This window comes from Amycolatopsis sp. w19 (assembly GCF_051373225.1).
Taxonomy (GTDB): Bacteria; Actinomycetota; Actinomycetes; order Mycobacteriales; family Pseudonocardiaceae; genus Amycolatopsis; species Amycolatopsis japonica.
The window spans coordinates 295,663-309,498 of the sequence record NZ_JBPQFM010000007.1; the positions used below are offsets into that span (position 1 = coordinate 295,663).

14 protein-coding genes are annotated in these 13,836 nt (G+C 68.7%); 8 read left to right on the forward strand and 6 right to left on the reverse strand.

The genetic code is table 11. The features are described from left to right. Positions 1–33 precede the first annotated feature (33 nt). From ACSMFO_RS17545 to ACSMFO_RS17555, 3 genes are read right to left on the reverse strand one after another with little or no spacing between them, the layout of a single operon-like run. Positions 34–489 carry an ester cyclase gene (locus ACSMFO_RS17545; RefSeq protein WP_073843530.1) on the reverse strand — a complete coding sequence of 152 codons (456 nt, stop codon included), beginning with the start codon at positions 487–489 and terminating at the stop codon, positions 34–36. Continuing rightward, positions 486–1,382 (reverse strand): hypothetical protein, encoded by an 897-nt coding sequence (locus tag ACSMFO_RS17550; protein ID WP_436459586.1) that lies wholly within the window; start codon positions 1,380–1,382, stop codon positions 486–488. Before ACSMFO_RS17550 ends, ACSMFO_RS17545 begins: the two co-directional genes overlap by 4 nt. A 12-nt stretch (positions 1,383–1,394) precedes the next feature. After that, positions 1,395–2,405, reverse strand: coding sequence for a hypothetical protein (locus ACSMFO_RS17555; protein WP_436459587.1), 1,011 nt, complete (start codon positions 2,403–2,405; stop codon positions 1,395–1,397). A gap of 192 nt (positions 2,406–2,597) precedes the next feature. Between ACSMFO_RS17555 and ACSMFO_RS17560 the strand changes: the two genes are divergently transcribed. From ACSMFO_RS17560 to ACSMFO_RS17580, 5 genes are read left to right on the forward strand one after another with little or no spacing between them, the layout of a single operon-like run. Next, on the forward strand, positions 2,598–3,998 hold the full coding sequence (locus tag ACSMFO_RS17560; protein WP_038512877.1) for a fatty acid desaturase: 1,401 nt from the start codon (positions 2,598–2,600) through the stop codon (positions 3,996–3,998). Further along, entirely contained in the window at positions 3,995–4,189 is a 195-nt protein-coding gene (locus tag ACSMFO_RS17565; RefSeq protein ID WP_037338602.1) for a ferredoxin, read from the forward strand. Before ACSMFO_RS17560 ends, ACSMFO_RS17565 begins: the two co-directional genes overlap by 4 nt. 2 nt (positions 4,190–4,191) lie before the next feature. Next, entirely contained in the window at positions 4,192–5,400 is a 1,209-nt protein-coding gene (locus tag ACSMFO_RS17570) for an NAD(P)/FAD-dependent oxidoreductase (RefSeq protein ID WP_436459588.1), read from the forward strand. A 1-nt stretch (position 5,401) separates the two neighbouring features. Further along, positions 5,402–6,028, forward strand: coding sequence for a TetR family transcriptional regulator (locus tag ACSMFO_RS17575; RefSeq protein ID WP_037338600.1), 627 nt, complete (start codon positions 5,402–5,404; stop codon positions 6,026–6,028). A gap of 60 nt (positions 6,029–6,088) precedes the next feature. Beyond that, complete coding sequence (locus ACSMFO_RS17580) at positions 6,089–6,391, forward strand: DUF1905 domain-containing protein (RefSeq protein ID WP_038512886.1); 303 nt, start codon at positions 6,089–6,091, stop codon at positions 6,389–6,391. 365 nt (positions 6,392–6,756) lie between these two features. Here the strand turns inward: ACSMFO_RS17580 and ACSMFO_RS17585 are convergent, their stop codons facing one another. Continuing rightward, the gene (locus ACSMFO_RS17585) at positions 6,757–7,737 is read right to left on the reverse strand and encodes a DUF5937 family protein (protein ID WP_436459591.1); all 981 of its coding nucleotides are present in this window, start codon (positions 7,735–7,737) and stop codon (positions 6,757–6,759) included. 66 nt (positions 7,738–7,803) lie between these two features. Here ACSMFO_RS17585 and ACSMFO_RS17590 point away from each other — a divergent pair, with 66 nt between their 5' ends. Continuing rightward, positions 7,804–8,988, forward strand: a complete 1,185-nt coding sequence (locus ACSMFO_RS17590; protein WP_436459593.1) for an MFS transporter — start codon at positions 7,804–7,806, stop codon at positions 8,986–8,988. Here the strand turns inward: ACSMFO_RS17590 and ACSMFO_RS17595 are convergent. Both ACSMFO_RS17595 and ACSMFO_RS17600 read right to left on the reverse strand, forming a co-directional pair. Then, positions 8,975–9,196 carry a hypothetical protein gene (locus tag ACSMFO_RS17595; protein ID WP_038512890.1) on the reverse strand — a complete coding sequence of 74 codons (222 nt, stop codon included), beginning with the start codon at positions 9,194–9,196 and terminating at the stop codon, positions 8,975–8,977. The genes ACSMFO_RS17590 and ACSMFO_RS17595 overlap by 14 nt on opposite strands. 180 nt (positions 9,197–9,376) lie before the next feature. Next, positions 9,377–11,407, reverse strand: coding sequence for an MMPL family transporter (locus tag ACSMFO_RS17600; RefSeq protein ID WP_436459594.1), 2,031 nt, complete (start codon positions 11,405–11,407; stop codon positions 9,377–9,379). A 100-nt stretch (positions 11,408–11,507) separates the two neighbouring features. On the opposite strand from ACSMFO_RS17600, the gene ACSMFO_RS17605 reads away from it, so the two are divergent. Beyond that, positions 11,508–11,981, forward strand: coding sequence for a MarR family winged helix-turn-helix transcriptional regulator (locus ACSMFO_RS17605; RefSeq protein WP_038512902.1), 474 nt, complete (start codon positions 11,508–11,510; stop codon positions 11,979–11,981). 12 nt (positions 11,982–11,993) lie between these two features. Further along, a complete protein-coding gene (locus tag ACSMFO_RS17610) occupies positions 11,994–13,466 on the forward strand; it encodes an SDR family oxidoreductase (RefSeq protein ID WP_436459595.1) in 1,473 nt (490 codons plus the stop codon). The last annotated feature ends 370 nt before the right edge of the window (positions 13,467–13,836 follow it).

Here is a 13,836-nt window from a genome sequence, read left to right on the forward strand (position 1 = left end):
GCCCGTCGCTTCCGCGGCGGGCCCGGACTTTTCCTACACGTCGCCGGACGCCAGCAGGGTCAGCAGTTCGGCGTGCCCGGCCTGGGTGATCAGGCTGGCGGCGTCGAAGTAGATGCGCTCGTTGGTGATCCGGTCCTCGTCGAAGAAGAACACCGCGATGATCGGCACCCGGAACGCCTTGCCGGTCGGCGGACGGCCGTAGAACTCGCCGAGGTTGGTGCCGAGCAGGTCGAACTCGACGATGACCGACTCGTCGGCGAAGTGGTACCGGACGTTGTCATGCCGCTGATCCGGAAAGGCCGTCCGCGTCATGCGGTAATACGCCATGACCTCTTCGTCGCCGTCGAAGATCTGCCCGGTCGCCATGATCTCGTAGTGCGGATGACCGTTGAAGGTGCCCAGCGTGCGGTCGAACTCGTGGGCCACCTCGGTGTCCATGTGCTCTTCGATGATCTTGTGGCGGCGCTCGCGCAGGTCTTCGCTGATCACTGGTCCTCCGGGTCGTTCCTGGTCGCGATCCGGAGCCTACCGCCCGCCGCCTCGTCGTCGGTGCCGTAAAGCAGGCTGCCGCACGAGCGCGAAAGGCAGGTCATGGCCTCGATCTTGTGGCCGGGGAAGTCGCCGATCCGCACCGGAGCGGGGGAGAGCGCGATCGAACCGTCGGCGCGGAGCACGCCCGCCGCGTAGACGGCCGAATCGAACGGTCCCTCGTCACCCGGATCGGAGGCGGCCGAGACCAGGACGCGGTCGTCCGCGGTGATCTCGACGTCCGACGTGTGCCGGACGTCAGTGGCCGGGTACGGGACCCGGAACGGAATCGACTTCGGCATCTTGAAGGACAGCTTCGAGACCGAGAACTCCGCGGAGTGGAGCGTGGCGGGCCGGGTGTCCTGACCGCGATCCGCCCAGACCGCGAACAAGCGGTCGTTCACCTTCTTCAGCGCGAAACCCTCGTAATTGTCTTCCGGATCGCCTTTCGGTACCTGGAAAGTGCCGAGCACTTTCAGGTTCCGGTCCTTCAGTTTGAAGTGGAAGCCCTTGCCGTCGCTGGCCAAAGCGATGAACTCACCGGTCTTTCCCGGCACCGCTTCGGCCGCTTCCAGGTCGACCGGGAGCTCGCCCGGCCAGTCGATCGAGTCCACCTTGGACACTTTGCCGCGATCGAGCCGGACCCGGACCGCCCGGTTCTGGCCGGGTTTCTTGTTGTCCCGCAGAACAAGGGCGTCGATCCGGTCGTCGTCCCGGTCGAGGACGGCGATCCCGCTGGCGCCGGAGGTCATACCGGTGCCGATGGATTCCCAGCCGTCGCCGGCGAGCGCGGCGGACGGCAGGAGCAGGGGGAAAACCAGGGCCGGCAGAACCGCGAGGGAGGCGAGTTTCATATCGCGCCCCGTTCAGCCGCAGGAAAGGGTGCCGGCGCGGAGCGCGTGGCCGCTTTCGTTCCCGTCGTCGGCCCAGACCACCTGCTTGGTCCCGGAGGTGCACGTGGCCGAAATCGCGAAACCTTCGTTGTTGTAGTCCGGCATTCCGCTCGGACGGTCGTACGTGGCCGTGACGGCGAACGCGCCCTGCGCGTCGACGGCGAGTGTCGCCGAGTCACCGCCGCAATTGTCGTCGCAGACCGCCCACAGCTTGCCGGTGGAAGCCTCGTACTCGAGTTCCATGATCGAGTCGAGCCCGCTCGCGAAGCTCGCGACCCGGGTGTACTTGCCGCCTGCTTGATCGAGCGCGTAGGCGTAGATCATGCCGTTGCTCTCAAGACCGACCAGGTAGAGGCCGGTCCCGTGGCCGGGGTAGCCGCCCGGGTTGTACGGCGCCTTCGTGCGCTGGTCGACGAAGCCCTTGGCGGTGAGGGCGCTGTCCGGGATCCACGAGACGGCTTCGAGACCGTCGTTGGCCGACACCTTCGGCAGGTCCGCCGTCAGATCCCATTCGGCCTTGGCGCTGAGGGTCTTGGCCGTGCCGGAGACGTCGTACCGGAGCACCTTGAGCGCGCTCGTCTTGCTGTTGTCGCCGTCGCGTTCGGTGGCCGCGACCACGCCGTCCGGGGTGGCCACGACGGCTTCGGCGTCGGGGTCGCCCTTGCCGCCGCGGTAGCGCAACTGCTTGCCCGACGACCAGCCGTTGGCGGTGTCCGGCTGCCATTTCGAGCCGTTGCGCACGAGACGGTACAGCGTGCCGGGGCCGTTCTTGACCGCCCAGAGGACGTCCGGGCCGCCGAACGACAGGCCGCTCATGTTGCCGCCGAGGACGTTCGACCCGTCGGCGTTCGTGACGGCCGATCCGCCCGGCCACGGGCTGTTCGCCGTCGTGGACGCGGTCGCGGTGGCGGCGGGCAGGACCAGCAGTGCCGCGGCGACGGTGGCCACGGCGGCGGGTCGGATCCGGCGTGATGATCGGGGCATTCGCGCTCCTTCGGGGCGGACGAAGTGGGTCGCGGCGTGTCGTCACAAGTTAAGTAAGTTTCCTTACGAATACAAGATATCGCCAGATTCTCACGAAATGAAGCAACGCCGGGTTTACAAAAGGTGGCCTCTTGTCAAACGGGCTGTACATCACCTATGGTTTTGTAAACCCAGCCAATGGAGGAGGGTGCGATGAGCGAGATGACGGGCACGATCCCGGCGGGCTCGACCGAACGCTGGACCGACGGCAAGCGATATCTGTGGCTGATCGGCCTGGTGGTGCCTTCGCTCGCGTTCCTGGCCATCGGCCTGCACGCGGCCACCGGCTGGGGGGTGTGGTTCTGGATCGGGCCGATCGTGATCCTGGTGATCGTGCCGCTGATCGACTTGGTGGCCGGGCTGGACCGGAGCAATCCGCCCGACGACGTGATCGAACGGCTGGAGCGGGATCGCTACTACCGGTGGATCACTTTCGCGTTCCTGCCCATCCAGTACGCGGGCTTCATCGTCGCGTTCTGGCTGATCGCCCGCGGTGACCTGTCCGTCGCGGACAAGATCGGCCTGGCGATCTCGATCGGCTGCATCGGCGGGATCGGCATCAACACCGCGCACGAACTCGGGCACAAGAAGGAGAGCCACGAGCGCTGGCTTTCGAAGATCGCGCTGGCGCAGAGCTTCTACGGCCACTTCTACATCGAGCACAACCGCGGCCACCACGTCCGGGTGGCCACTCCCGAGGACCCGGCCAGCAGCCGGGTGGGGGAGAGCTTCTACCGGTTCTGGCCGCGGACCGTGTTCGGCTCGCTGAAGTCCGCGTGGGGGCTGGAGCGCAAGCGCTACGCCCGGCGCGACCGGCATCCGTTCCGGATCGGCAACGACGTGCTCAACGCCTGGTTGATGTCGGCGGTGCTGTGGGCGGCGATGGCCGTGTGGCTGGGGCCGGGGATCCTGCCGTACCTGGTGATCCAGGCGGTGGTCGGGTTCTCGCTGCTGGAGGTCGTGAACTACATGGAGCACTACGGCATGCGTCGGCAGATGGTCGGCCCGCCGAACCGCCGGCGGTACGAACGCGTGGACCCCAGCCACAGCTGGAACTCCAACAACATCGCCACCAACGTGCTGCTCTACCACCTGCAGCGGCACAGTGATCACCACGCCAACCCGACCCGCCGCTACCAGACACTGCGCGATTTCGCGGAATCGCCTGTGCTCCCGACGGGCTACGCCGGGATGATCGTGCTGGCGCTGGTCCCGCCGGTCTGGCGGCGCGTGATGGACCCGCGGGTGCTCGCGCATTTCGACGGCGACATCTCCCGCGCCAACATCCAGCCGTCGAAGCGGGCCAAGGTGCTGGCGCGGTACGGAACGCGTGTCACCGCGCCGTCGCGGCACGCCGCCGACACGCACGGCGACGCGACCGAAGGCGGGATGTGCCCCGGCTGCGGCTATGTGTACGACGAGAAACTCGGCGACCCGCGGGAGGGTTTCCCCGCCGGGACCCCGTGGTCGGCGATCCCGGATTCATGGTGCTGTCCGGACTGCGGCGTGCGGGAGAAGGTCGATTTCGTGGCACCGGGAAGGGTCGGAGCATGATGAAGATCGAGGCGGACCGCGCGAAATGCGACGGGCTGGGCATGTGCGAGGCGATGGCGCCCGACTTCTTCGAAGTGGGCGACGACGGCACGGTCGTGGTGCTCGACGAACAGCCCGGTGAGGAACACCGCCAGGACCTGTCGGCCGCCGTCGACGCCTGCCCGGTCCTCGCCCTGAAGCTGCGGGACTGATCATGGCACTGGTCGTCGTGGGCGCGTCGCTGGCGGGGTTGCGCGCGGTGGAGGCGGCGCGCCGGGACGGATACCGAGGGCGGATCGTGCTGATCGGCGCGGAAGAGCACCCGCCGTACGACCGGCTCCCGCTGTCGAAGGCGTTCCTCGACGCGGAAGGACCCGGCGAGGTCGAGCCGTTCCACGGCGAGGACGCGTTGCGCGACGAGTTCGGTGTCGAACTGATGCTCGGCGCGCCCGCGGACGGGCTCGACACCGCCGCCCGCGAGGTTTCGGTGGCGGGGACGACGGTTCCCTACGAGGCACTGGTGATCGCGACCGGCGCCACCGCGCGGCGGCTGCCCGGGAGCGAGGGGATTGCCAGAGTCCACACGTTGAGGACCGCGGAGGACGCGCTGGCGGTCCGTGCGGCGCTCGACGCCGGGGCACGGACGGTCGTGATCGGCGCGGGCTTCATCGGCTCGGAGGTCGCGGCCGCGGCTCGGAAGCGCGGGCTGCCGTCGACGATCGTCGAGACGCTCGACGTCCCGCTCGTCCGGTCCGTCGGCGCCGAGGCCGGCGCGGTGTGCGCCTCGCTGCACCGGGAGGCGGGTACGGAACTGCGGTTGTCCACCACGGTCACCGGCCTGGAGTCCGACGGCGGCGCGGTGACCGGCGTGCGGCTCTCGACCGGCGAGGTGCTGCCCGCCGATCTGGTGGTCGCCGGCATCGGCGTCGTCCCGGCCACCGGCTGGCTGGCCGGAAGCGGGGTACCGCTGCACGAGCGCGACGGCGGCGTGGTGTGCGACGCCACGCTCGCGACCGGGGTGCCCGGTGTGTACGCCGCCGGAGATGTCGCACATGCGGCGAATCCGTTGTTCGACGGCGAGTCGATGCGGCTGGAGCACTGGACGAACGCCGCGGAGCAGGGCGCCGCGGCCGCTCGTCACGCGCTCGCCCCGGAAACGGCGAAGGCGTTGTCGCCGGTGCCGTACTTCTGGTCGGACTGGTACGACCACCGGATCCAGTTCGTCGGCACCCCGCGTGCGGACGAGGTGGTGGCCGCCGTCCCGGGGTCCGGTGGTTTCACCGCGCTGTACCGGCGCGGGGACCGGATCGTGGGGGCGCTGACCGTCGACCGGCCGCGGGAGATCATGAAGTACCGTCGGCACATCGCGGGGCGGGCGCCGTGGCCTGAGGCGCTGGCGTTCGCTGCGAAGATGGCGGCCTAGAATGACGATCATGAGTGAGGCACCGGTTACGGGAGGTCCGTACCGTCAACCGATCGTCGCGTCGGCGATCGAGCTGACCGTGCGTTCCGGCTGGTCCTCGGTGACGATGAGCAAACTCGCGGAGATCGTCGGCGTCAGCCGCCAGACCGTCTACAACGAACTCGGCTCGAAGACCCAGCTCGCCGAAGCGATGATCTCGCACGAACTCGCCCGGTTCCTTTCGGTGGTCCGGGATGCCTTCGAGCGGCACCCCGAAGACCTCGTCGAGGCGATCCACGACGCCGTCCGCGGCGTCCTCGAACTCGCCGACGACAATCTCCTGCTGCGTGCCATCGTCTCGGCCACGCACGGTGCCGACACCGAGTTGCTGCCGTTGCTGACGGTGCGGGCCGGGAGCCTGCTGAGCGAAGCGACCGTCATGCTGCGCGGCCGTGTCCGCGCCTACGGGCCGCCGCTGGACGCCGCGCAGCTGGACGTGGCGATCGACGTCGTGGTCCGGACCGTGCTGAGTCACATCATGCAGCCGTCGGACACCCCGGCACGCACGGCCGACGCCCTGGCGTGGATGGCTTCGCGTGTACTCGGCGCGACGACGACCCGCTCATTGCGGCATCTCTCGGAGAATTAGGGCCGCGGTAGCGGACCTGCGGCTCGCGGAATTGTCGGTGCCGTGTGCGACGCTCCACCGATGATCGTCGTGTTCGATGCCGAGCTCTGGGTCTGGGACGCCCGCCGTGGGGAGACCTGGACCTTCGTCAGCCTGCCCCAGGACATCTCCGAGGAGATCCGTGAGATCGCCGACGGGCCGCGCCGCGGGTTCGGAGCGGTCCGGGTCCAGGTCGGTATCGGCGGCAGCAAATGGAAGACGTCGATCTTCCCGGACTCCAAACAGGGTGCCTACGTGTTGCCGGTGAAGAAAGCGGTTCGCAAGGCCGAAGGGATCGAGGAAGGTGATAGGGCGAAAGTGACCGTCGAACTGATCGATCTCTGACCAGGGCTCCGGCAAATTCGCACAAGCGCTGGTCAAGGCCACTCCTGACGATTCGGACTGGATCTCCGAACGGGGCAGATGTCGGGAGGCTTGACCGGCTATTGTCCACAAAGGACACTATTCGACGGGTGAATGTCCGTTTGATGTATATCTGCCCGGTTTTGGATCGGAGTCGTGAGTGTTTTTGGTCGTTAGAACGACACAAAACACTCACGACCCACTCGCAAAACGCCCACATCGGGCGCGATCGCCTCGGAATTGTCTCCTATGGACAGTCGAGAGGGCGCGAGGCCGCTGGGACGAGCCCCTCCGTCACCGCTTGACCAGCGGATGGCGACTTTGCCGGGACCCTGGACCTCTGACCGTCAGAGAAGGCGTTCACCGAGCGGCGTCGTCAGGTAGAGGACGCCGCGGCCGGAGCGTTCACGCGTGACGAGTCCGCTGTCGCGCAGGACCTTGAGGTGCTGGGAGACGGCGCTCGGCGTCACGCCCAAGGCGCGCGCCAAGTCGGTCGTGGTCGCGGGGGAGGACAACGCGTTCAGGAGAGTGGCTCGCGTCCGGCCAAGGAGCCGCACCGTGCCAGGCCCGGGGGATCGAGTCCCGGTCGCCCAGAGCGCGCTGGTTCCCCGCGCCGGATAGCGGATCGTGGTCTGGGTGGACGTGTTCTTCTTGATCAGGACATACGGCGAGCCGAGGACGACGGGGATCAGCACGAGACCGCCGGGGCCTCGTGTGACGACACCGTGCCGATTCCGCCAGCGCTCGCCGGCGAGCGTCACCCGGTCGGCGCACCAGCGGAGATCCGGATGCAGATCCGCGAACAAGCGCTCGGCACCGCCCGCGGTCAGTTGCCGCGCGCGGAACCCGACGTCGGCGTCCAGCACCGCTCGCATCCGCGGCCAATGCGGTGCGACGAGGCGGTCGTGGGCTTCGCGCAGTTCGTCGGCGATTTCTCGGAGGCCGGATCGAGGGTTGTCGGCCAGTGCTGCCGCGGCGCGGGGAAGCTTCGCGCCGAAGACCCGGTCGAGGCTCGCCCTCACCCGGACTTCGGGGGTTCGCCGCACTGCCTCCAGGTCGTTTTCGAGCGACGCTCCCGAACTTCGCGGAGCAGGGACGAGGAATTCCGGCCAGCTGAGCCTGCCGTTGACGAGCAGTGGCCAGGTCCGGGGAAGATCGAGCGGCGCGCGATCGAGCTCCTCCCGCGCCCACCGCAGCCAGGGCAGATTGACCGGATTCCGGTCGAGGCCGGCGATCTGCAGCAGACAGGCCACGGTCTCGGACAGCGGCGAGATCGCGAACCGGGTCGCGGCCAGTTCGGAGATGCCCAGCTCGATGGTCATCGGCATCGCCCGAGTATGTAGGCATGAGCTAAATGGTGTCTCCGGAACACCGGACGCCGCCACGATCCGACCATGCCCGACCTATCCCGCGCCTACCGGCGGCTTTGGTGGGCCACCGGGATCGACAGCCTCGGCAACGGCGTCTTCGCGGCGGCGCTGCCCCTGCTGGCGGTGACGGTGAGCCACGACGCCAGAGACGTCGCCCTGGTCTCCGCCGCGACGTACCTGCCGTGGCTTCTGCTGTCGCTCATCGCCGGCTCCGTCGTCGACAAAGTCGACCGAACGACCCTCATGTGGCGAACGCAGACGCTCCAAGCCCTGATCGTCGGTGTGCTCACCGCGCTCGTCGCGGCAGGAGCCGTCACCGTGCCCGTGCTCGTCCTGCTCGCGTTCGCGCTCGGGGCGTGCGATGTCTTCTATGACAACGCGGCGCAAACGGCGGTTCCGGATCTCGTCCCGAAAGGCCTACTGCACCAAGCGAACGGCAGACAGCAGGTGGCGATGATCGTGGGCAGGCAGTTCCTGGGCCCGCCTCTCGGGAGTCTCTTCTTCGCCCTCGCCTGGACGTTGCCGTTCGCCGTCGACGCCGCGTCGTTCGTCCTCGCCGCGGTACTGCTGGCGAAGCTGCCCAGACGAGGTGGCCAGGCGGAAAGCGCGAAGGTCCTCGATGGCGTCCGGTGGCTGATGAGGCACCGCTTGCTTCGCACTCTTGCGGTGCTGTTGGGCATCAACACCTTCTGCGGTCAGCTCGGGAACGCGACGCTCGTCCTGTTCGTGACCGACGTGCTGCATCTCGGCGCGGGGGTGTTCGGTCTCCTGCTCGCCGGTGCGGCGATCGGAGGTGTCGTGGGTGGGCTGGTGATCACTCGGCTGGTCGCCTGGCTCGGCGACCTCCGCGCGCTGCTCGTCTCGCTCGCCGTGAACGCCGTCGTCTTCCTCGGGATGGGGTTCAGCCAGAACGTCGCCGTACTCGGCGGGTTCTGGGCGGTGAGCAGTTTCGTGACGACCATTTGGAACGTCGTCACCGTCGGCGTCCGGCACCAGGAGGTGCCGTCGGCTCTGCTCGGCCGGGTCAACAGCGTGTACCGGCTGCTCGGCTGGGGACTGATGCCGCTCGGCGCGCTGACCGGCGGGCTGCTCGCGCACAGGTTCGGGCTTCGCGTTCCCTATCCCGTCGCGGGCGTCGTGCGCGGCCTCGCGCTCTTGGCCGCGCTTCCGGTGATCATCCCGGCGATGCGGGGCGCTACTCCTCGGTGAGCTCCGCCAGCTGATCCGCGGCGTCCTGGTTCCCCGCCGCGGCCAGCCGCCGCAGCTCGTCCAGGGCGCCCAGTTCGGTCGCCGTTTCGATCAGCTGGTCCGCCGCGTCGCTGCTGCCGCCGTCGGCCAGCCGCCGGAGTTCGGCCAGGTCGCCGCTTTCGGCGGCGGCCTGGATCCGTTCGTCGATGGCGTCCCGGTCAGCGCTCATGGTCACCAGGTTACGGGCAAGGCGTACACCCCATAGACGGAACCGTCGTGCTTGAAGTCGATCTCCGACAGGTCGGTCGCGAGCCGCAGTGTGGGGATACGCCGGGATCGCGGTTGCCGCTGTCATTGGCCAGGATGATGCCCTCACCCGGCCGGATGACCTCGCCGGCGATCGCCGCCTTCATTCCCGGCCGGTCTTCGCCAGTTTCGACGGCCACCAGATCTTCCGTCCGACGTCCACCGCCAGCGCCGGTACCAGCAGCGAACGCACCAGGAGCGTATCGAGCAGGACGCCGAACGCGACGATGAAAGCCAGCTGTGCCAGGAAGAGGATGGGCAGGACGGCGAGGGCGGCGAAGGTCGCGGCGAGTACGACACCCGCGGACGTGATCACGCCGCCGGTGACGCGCAGACCGCGCAGCGTCCCTTCCCTCGTGCCGATCTTGCCCGCCTCTTCGCGGACCCTGGTCATCAGGAAGATGTTGTAGTCGATCCCCAGTGCGACAAGGAAGACGAAGCCGAACAGCGGGACCACGGGGTCCGCTCCGGGGAAGTCGAAGACGTGGTTGAACACCAGCGCCGAGACTCCCATCGTCGCGGCGAACGACAGCACCACCGTGCCGATCAGCAGCAGCGGTGCCAGCAGTGACCGCAGCAGCAGCGCGAGCACGAGGAAGATCACGACCAGGACGATCGGGATGATCACCATCCGGTCGTGCTCGGAGGTCTCCCGCGTGTCGAGCAGCGTGGCCGTGGGCCCGCCGACCTTGGTGCCGTCGACGGTGTGCACGGCGTCGCGGATCCGTTGCACCGTCGCGACGGCGGCGTCGGAGTCCGGGGGATCGGCGAGGACGGCGTCGATCTTCGCGAGCCCGCCCGCTTCGGTGCTTTGGCGGACGTCCGAGACGCCGGGGACACGCGCCAGCGCGGTGACGGCCTGGGCTTGCCCGGCGGGAGTGATGATGACCGTGGGCGAGCCGGAGCCGCCGGGGAAGTAGCGCGAGAGGACTTCCTGCCCCGCGACGGAATCGACCGGCGTGAGGAAGACGTCGGACTGCGCGGCGCCGGAAGCCTTGAGCTGGGGGAGGAACGCGCCGCCCGCGAGCAGGACGACGGTCGTGACGATCCAGATCGTCCGCGGTGCGCGGGAAACCAGGCCGGAGACGCGCGCCCAAAACCCGCCGGTCTCGTCGCGGGGCGGGACCACCGCCGGGCGGAAGGGCCAGAAGGCGTTGCGCCCGCACAAGGCCAGGACGGCGGGCAGGAAGGTGATGGTGGTGAGGAAGGCGGCGCCGATGCCGATGGCGGCGACCGGGCCGAGTCCCTTGTTGGAGTTCAGATCGCTGAACAGCAGGCACAGCACGCCGAGGATCACGGTCCCGGCGGAGGCCGCGATCGGCTCGATGGTCGAGCGCCAAGCCGTCCGGAGCGCGGTGCGGGCGTCGTCGGTCGTCCGGAGTTCTTCGCGGTAGCGCGAGATCATCAGGAGCGCGTAGTCGGTGGCGGCGCCGAAGACGAGGATGAACAGGATCCCTTGGCTCTGCCCGTTCAGCGCCAGCACGTCGTGATCCGCGAGCAGGTACACCGCGAGACTCGCCGTGCCCAGCGCGAACACCGCCGACAGCAGCACGAGCAGGGGGAGGAGCGGGCTCCGGTAGACGATGATCAGGATGAGCGCGACCACCGCGCCCGCGACCAGGAGCAGCAGCCCGTCGATCCCGCCGAACGCCTCCTTGAGGTCGGCGACCTGCGCGGCGGGGCCGGTCACGAGCACTTTCAACCCGTCCGGGGTGTCACGGGCGAGCGATTCCCGCAGCGCCTCGACGCCGTCGCCGGGGTCGGTCGTGGCGTCCAGGAGCACGACCACCTGCGCGCCCGCGTTGCTCTGCGGGGCCGGGACGAGCCGGGCGTTCGACGTCCGGTCGGTGAGGAACCGCTTGTCGGCCTCGGTGAGGCCCGACGGCCGCTCGGCGACGACGATCGCCGGGATGACGGCGGCGCTGGAGAACTGCTTCTGGAGTTCGCCCACTTCGGTCGCTTCGGCCGACGCGGGCAAGAAACTGCTGCTGTCGTTCTCCGTGACCTGGCTGAGCTTGCCCGCGTACGGCCCGCTGAAGCCGCCGAAGATCAGCCAGGCGACCGCCACCAGGGCCGGGAGCAGCCACCGCAGACGTGACCGCGTGCGGGCGGGGCGTTCGACTTCCGAGATCATGGACGGATGGCTCCAGCGCTACTTCGACAAGTGAATAGTTCGACCATCGAAATACTAGAGTGGTCACCCGGGCGGGGCAACGTGAGGGGAGCAACCCGACATGGCTGAGGACGCCGAACAGGTCACGGACGACCTGCTCGTACTCCTGCTGCGGCAGCTGACCGTCGAGTCGGACCGGTTCGCGGAGCTGTTCGGAGAGAAGCACGGCCTGCACCGGACCGACCTCAACGCGCTCGCGGTGATCATGGACGCCGCCAGGATGGGTGCCCCGATGAGTCCGAGCACGCTCGCGAGCGCGTTGCACCTGAGCGCGTCGGCGACGACGGCGGTGCTGGACCGGCTGGAGCGGGCCGGGCACCTCCATCGGGACCGGAGCGCGACCGACCGGCGCAAAGTCGAGTTGCGGATGCACGAGAAGGCGCGGGAGATCGGTGCCGAGTTCTTCCTGCCCCTCGGCCGGCGCTACGCCGAAGCCTGGCGGGAGATGGGGGAGGACGAGCGGCGGACGGTCGCCCGCTTCCTCCGGAGCAGTATCGCCGCGACCGTCGAGGTGCGGGGCCGGCTGGCACCGTGAACACTCGGGAGCATGCGATGTGTGGTGCTCGGGGCGACGGGATATGTCGGCGGGCGGCTGGTGCCGCAACTGCTCGAAGCGGGTCACGAGGTCCGCGTGGTGGCCCGTTCGCCGGAGAAGGTCGCCGAGGAACCGTGGCGTGACCGGGTCGAGGTCGAACGCGGCGACGTCACGGATCCGGCCTCGATCGAGACGGCGCTGACCGGCTGCGAGGTCGTCTACTACCTCGTGCATTCGTTGGCACGCAAGGACTTCGTCGACGTCGACCGCGAGGGGGCGAAGACGGTCGCCGAGGCGGCCAAGGCGGCGGGCGCGCGGCGCCTGGTGTACCTGGGCGGCATCGTGCCGGACGACGAGGAGTTGTCGCCGCATCTCGCGTCGCGCGCCGAAGTCGGCCGGGTCCTGCTGGACTCCGGGGTGCCTGCGATCGTCCTGCAGGCCGCGGTGATCATCGGCTCCGGCTCGGCGAGTTTCGAAATGCTGCGCTACCTGACGGAGCGGCTTCCGGCGATGGTCACGCCGCGCTGGGTGCGCAACCGCATCCAGCCGATCGCGATCCGGGACGTGCTGCACTACCTCGTGCACGCGGCCGAACTGCCGTCCGAGGTGAACGGCGCCTTCGACATCGGCGGACCCGACGTGCTGACCTATTTGGACATGATGCGCCGCTACGCCGTCGTGGCGGGCTTGCCGAGACGTGCCGTCGTCCCCGTGCCGGTGCTGACCCCATGGCTGTCCGCGCAATGGGTCAACCTGGTCACGCCCGTGCCCAAGGCGATCGCGGTGCCGCTGATCGAGTCGCTGGTGCACGAGGTCGTCTGTCACGACCACGCGATCGCCGAGCACATTCCCGACCCGGAGACGGGGCTGGCCCACTACGAGCGCGCCGTCGAACTGGCGCTGTCCCGGATCCGCAACGCCGACGTGCCGACCCGCTGGTCGGACGCGTCGGGCGACGCGGCGCCCTCGGATCCGCTGCCGAGCGATCCGGACTGGGCGGGCGGGACCGTGTACGAGGACAAGCGTGAGCAGCGGACGGACGCCTCGCCGGAGGCGCTGTGGGACGTCATCGAGTCCATCGGCGGGGAACACGGGTGGTACTCGTTCCCGCTGGCCTGGTCGGTGCGCGGCTGGGCCGATCGGCTCGTCGGCGGTGTCGGGTTGCGGCGCGGCAGGCGGGATCCGCGGCGGCTGCATCTCGGCGAGGCGCTGGACTGGTGGCGCGTCGAATACCTGGACCGGCCGCGGTTGCTGCGGTTGCGGGCGGAGATGAAACTACCGGGCCGCGCCTGGCTCGAACTCGGCGTCGAGTCCGATGAGGACGGTCGGACGATCTACCGGCAGCGTGCGGTGTTCGAGCCGCACGGGCTGGCCGGGCACGCGTACTGGAAGGGGATCGCGCCGTTCCACGGTGTCGTCTTCGGCGGCATGGTCCGCAACATCACCGGTGCGGCGCAGAAGGCGGCCGGTGTATCCGGGAGCTGACGGGGACTTCGAACCGGTGCGGCGTCGTGGCCGATGGGTGTTGTTGTGGCGAGTGGGGCATCGAGCTTACCTATTGAGAGGTAAGGCGAACGTGTCGTCGTGAGCCGATCACGATGTCGATGGTCCACAAGGACACGTTGGCTACCTACCGGCTTCCGGCTTACGGTCCGTGGAGGTGCTGGAGGTGTGTCGCCTGGGTGGTACCGGGCCCGGCCACGGCCGACGTTGCGAAAGCCACTTTCGCAACCTTCAACGTTGCGAAAGATGCTCCTATTGATGTCAAGGGGTGTGGGTGAGGTTGGCGAGGTCTGCGATGAGGGCTTGGTGGATTTCGCGGGCTATGTAGCGTTTGAGGCAGCGGATGATGTGG

Excerpts from the sequence above, each read along its gene's own strand:
- ACSMFO_RS17550 (WP_436459586.1), bottom strand. The coding sequence starts at position 1,382 with ATGAAACTCGCCTCCCTCGCGGTTCTGCCGGCCCTGGTTTTCCCCCTG.
- ACSMFO_RS17555 (WP_436459587.1), bottom strand. The coding sequence starts at position 2,405 with ATGCCCCGATCATCACGCCGGATCCGACCCGCCGCCGTGGCCACCGTC.
- ACSMFO_RS17560 (WP_038512877.1), top strand. The coding sequence starts at position 2,598 with ATGAGCGAGATGACGGGCACGATCCCGGCGGGCTCGACCGAACGCTGG.
- ACSMFO_RS17565 (WP_037338602.1), top strand. The coding sequence starts at position 3,995 with ATGATGAAGATCGAGGCGGACCGCGCGAAATGCGACGGGCTGGGCATG.
- ACSMFO_RS17570 (WP_436459588.1), top strand. The coding sequence starts at position 4,192 with ATGGCACTGGTCGTCGTGGGCGCGTCGCTGGCGGGGTTGCGCGCGGTG.
- ACSMFO_RS17575 (WP_037338600.1), top strand. The coding sequence starts at position 5,402 with ATGACGATCATGAGTGAGGCACCGGTTACGGGAGGTCCGTACCGTCAA.
- ACSMFO_RS17580 (WP_038512886.1), top strand. The coding sequence starts at position 6,089 with ATGATCGTCGTGTTCGATGCCGAGCTCTGGGTCTGGGACGCCCGCCGT.
- ACSMFO_RS17585 (WP_436459591.1), bottom strand. The coding sequence starts at position 7,737 with ATGCCGATGACCATCGAGCTGGGCATCTCCGAACTGGCCGCGACCCGG.
- ACSMFO_RS17590 (WP_436459593.1), top strand. The coding sequence starts at position 7,804 with ATGCCCGACCTATCCCGCGCCTACCGGCGGCTTTGGTGGGCCACCGGG.
- ACSMFO_RS17595 (WP_038512890.1), bottom strand. The coding sequence starts at position 9,196 with ATGAGCGCTGACCGGGACGCCATCGACGAACGGATCCAGGCCGCCGCC.
- ACSMFO_RS17600 (WP_436459594.1), bottom strand. The coding sequence starts at position 11,407 with ATGATCTCGGAAGTCGAACGCCCCGCCCGCACGCGGTCACGTCTGCGG.
- ACSMFO_RS17605 (WP_038512902.1), top strand. The coding sequence starts at position 11,508 with ATGGCTGAGGACGCCGAACAGGTCACGGACGACCTGCTCGTACTCCTG.
- ACSMFO_RS17610 (WP_436459595.1), top strand. The coding sequence starts at position 11,994 with ATGCGATGTGTGGTGCTCGGGGCGACGGGATATGTCGGCGGGCGGCTG.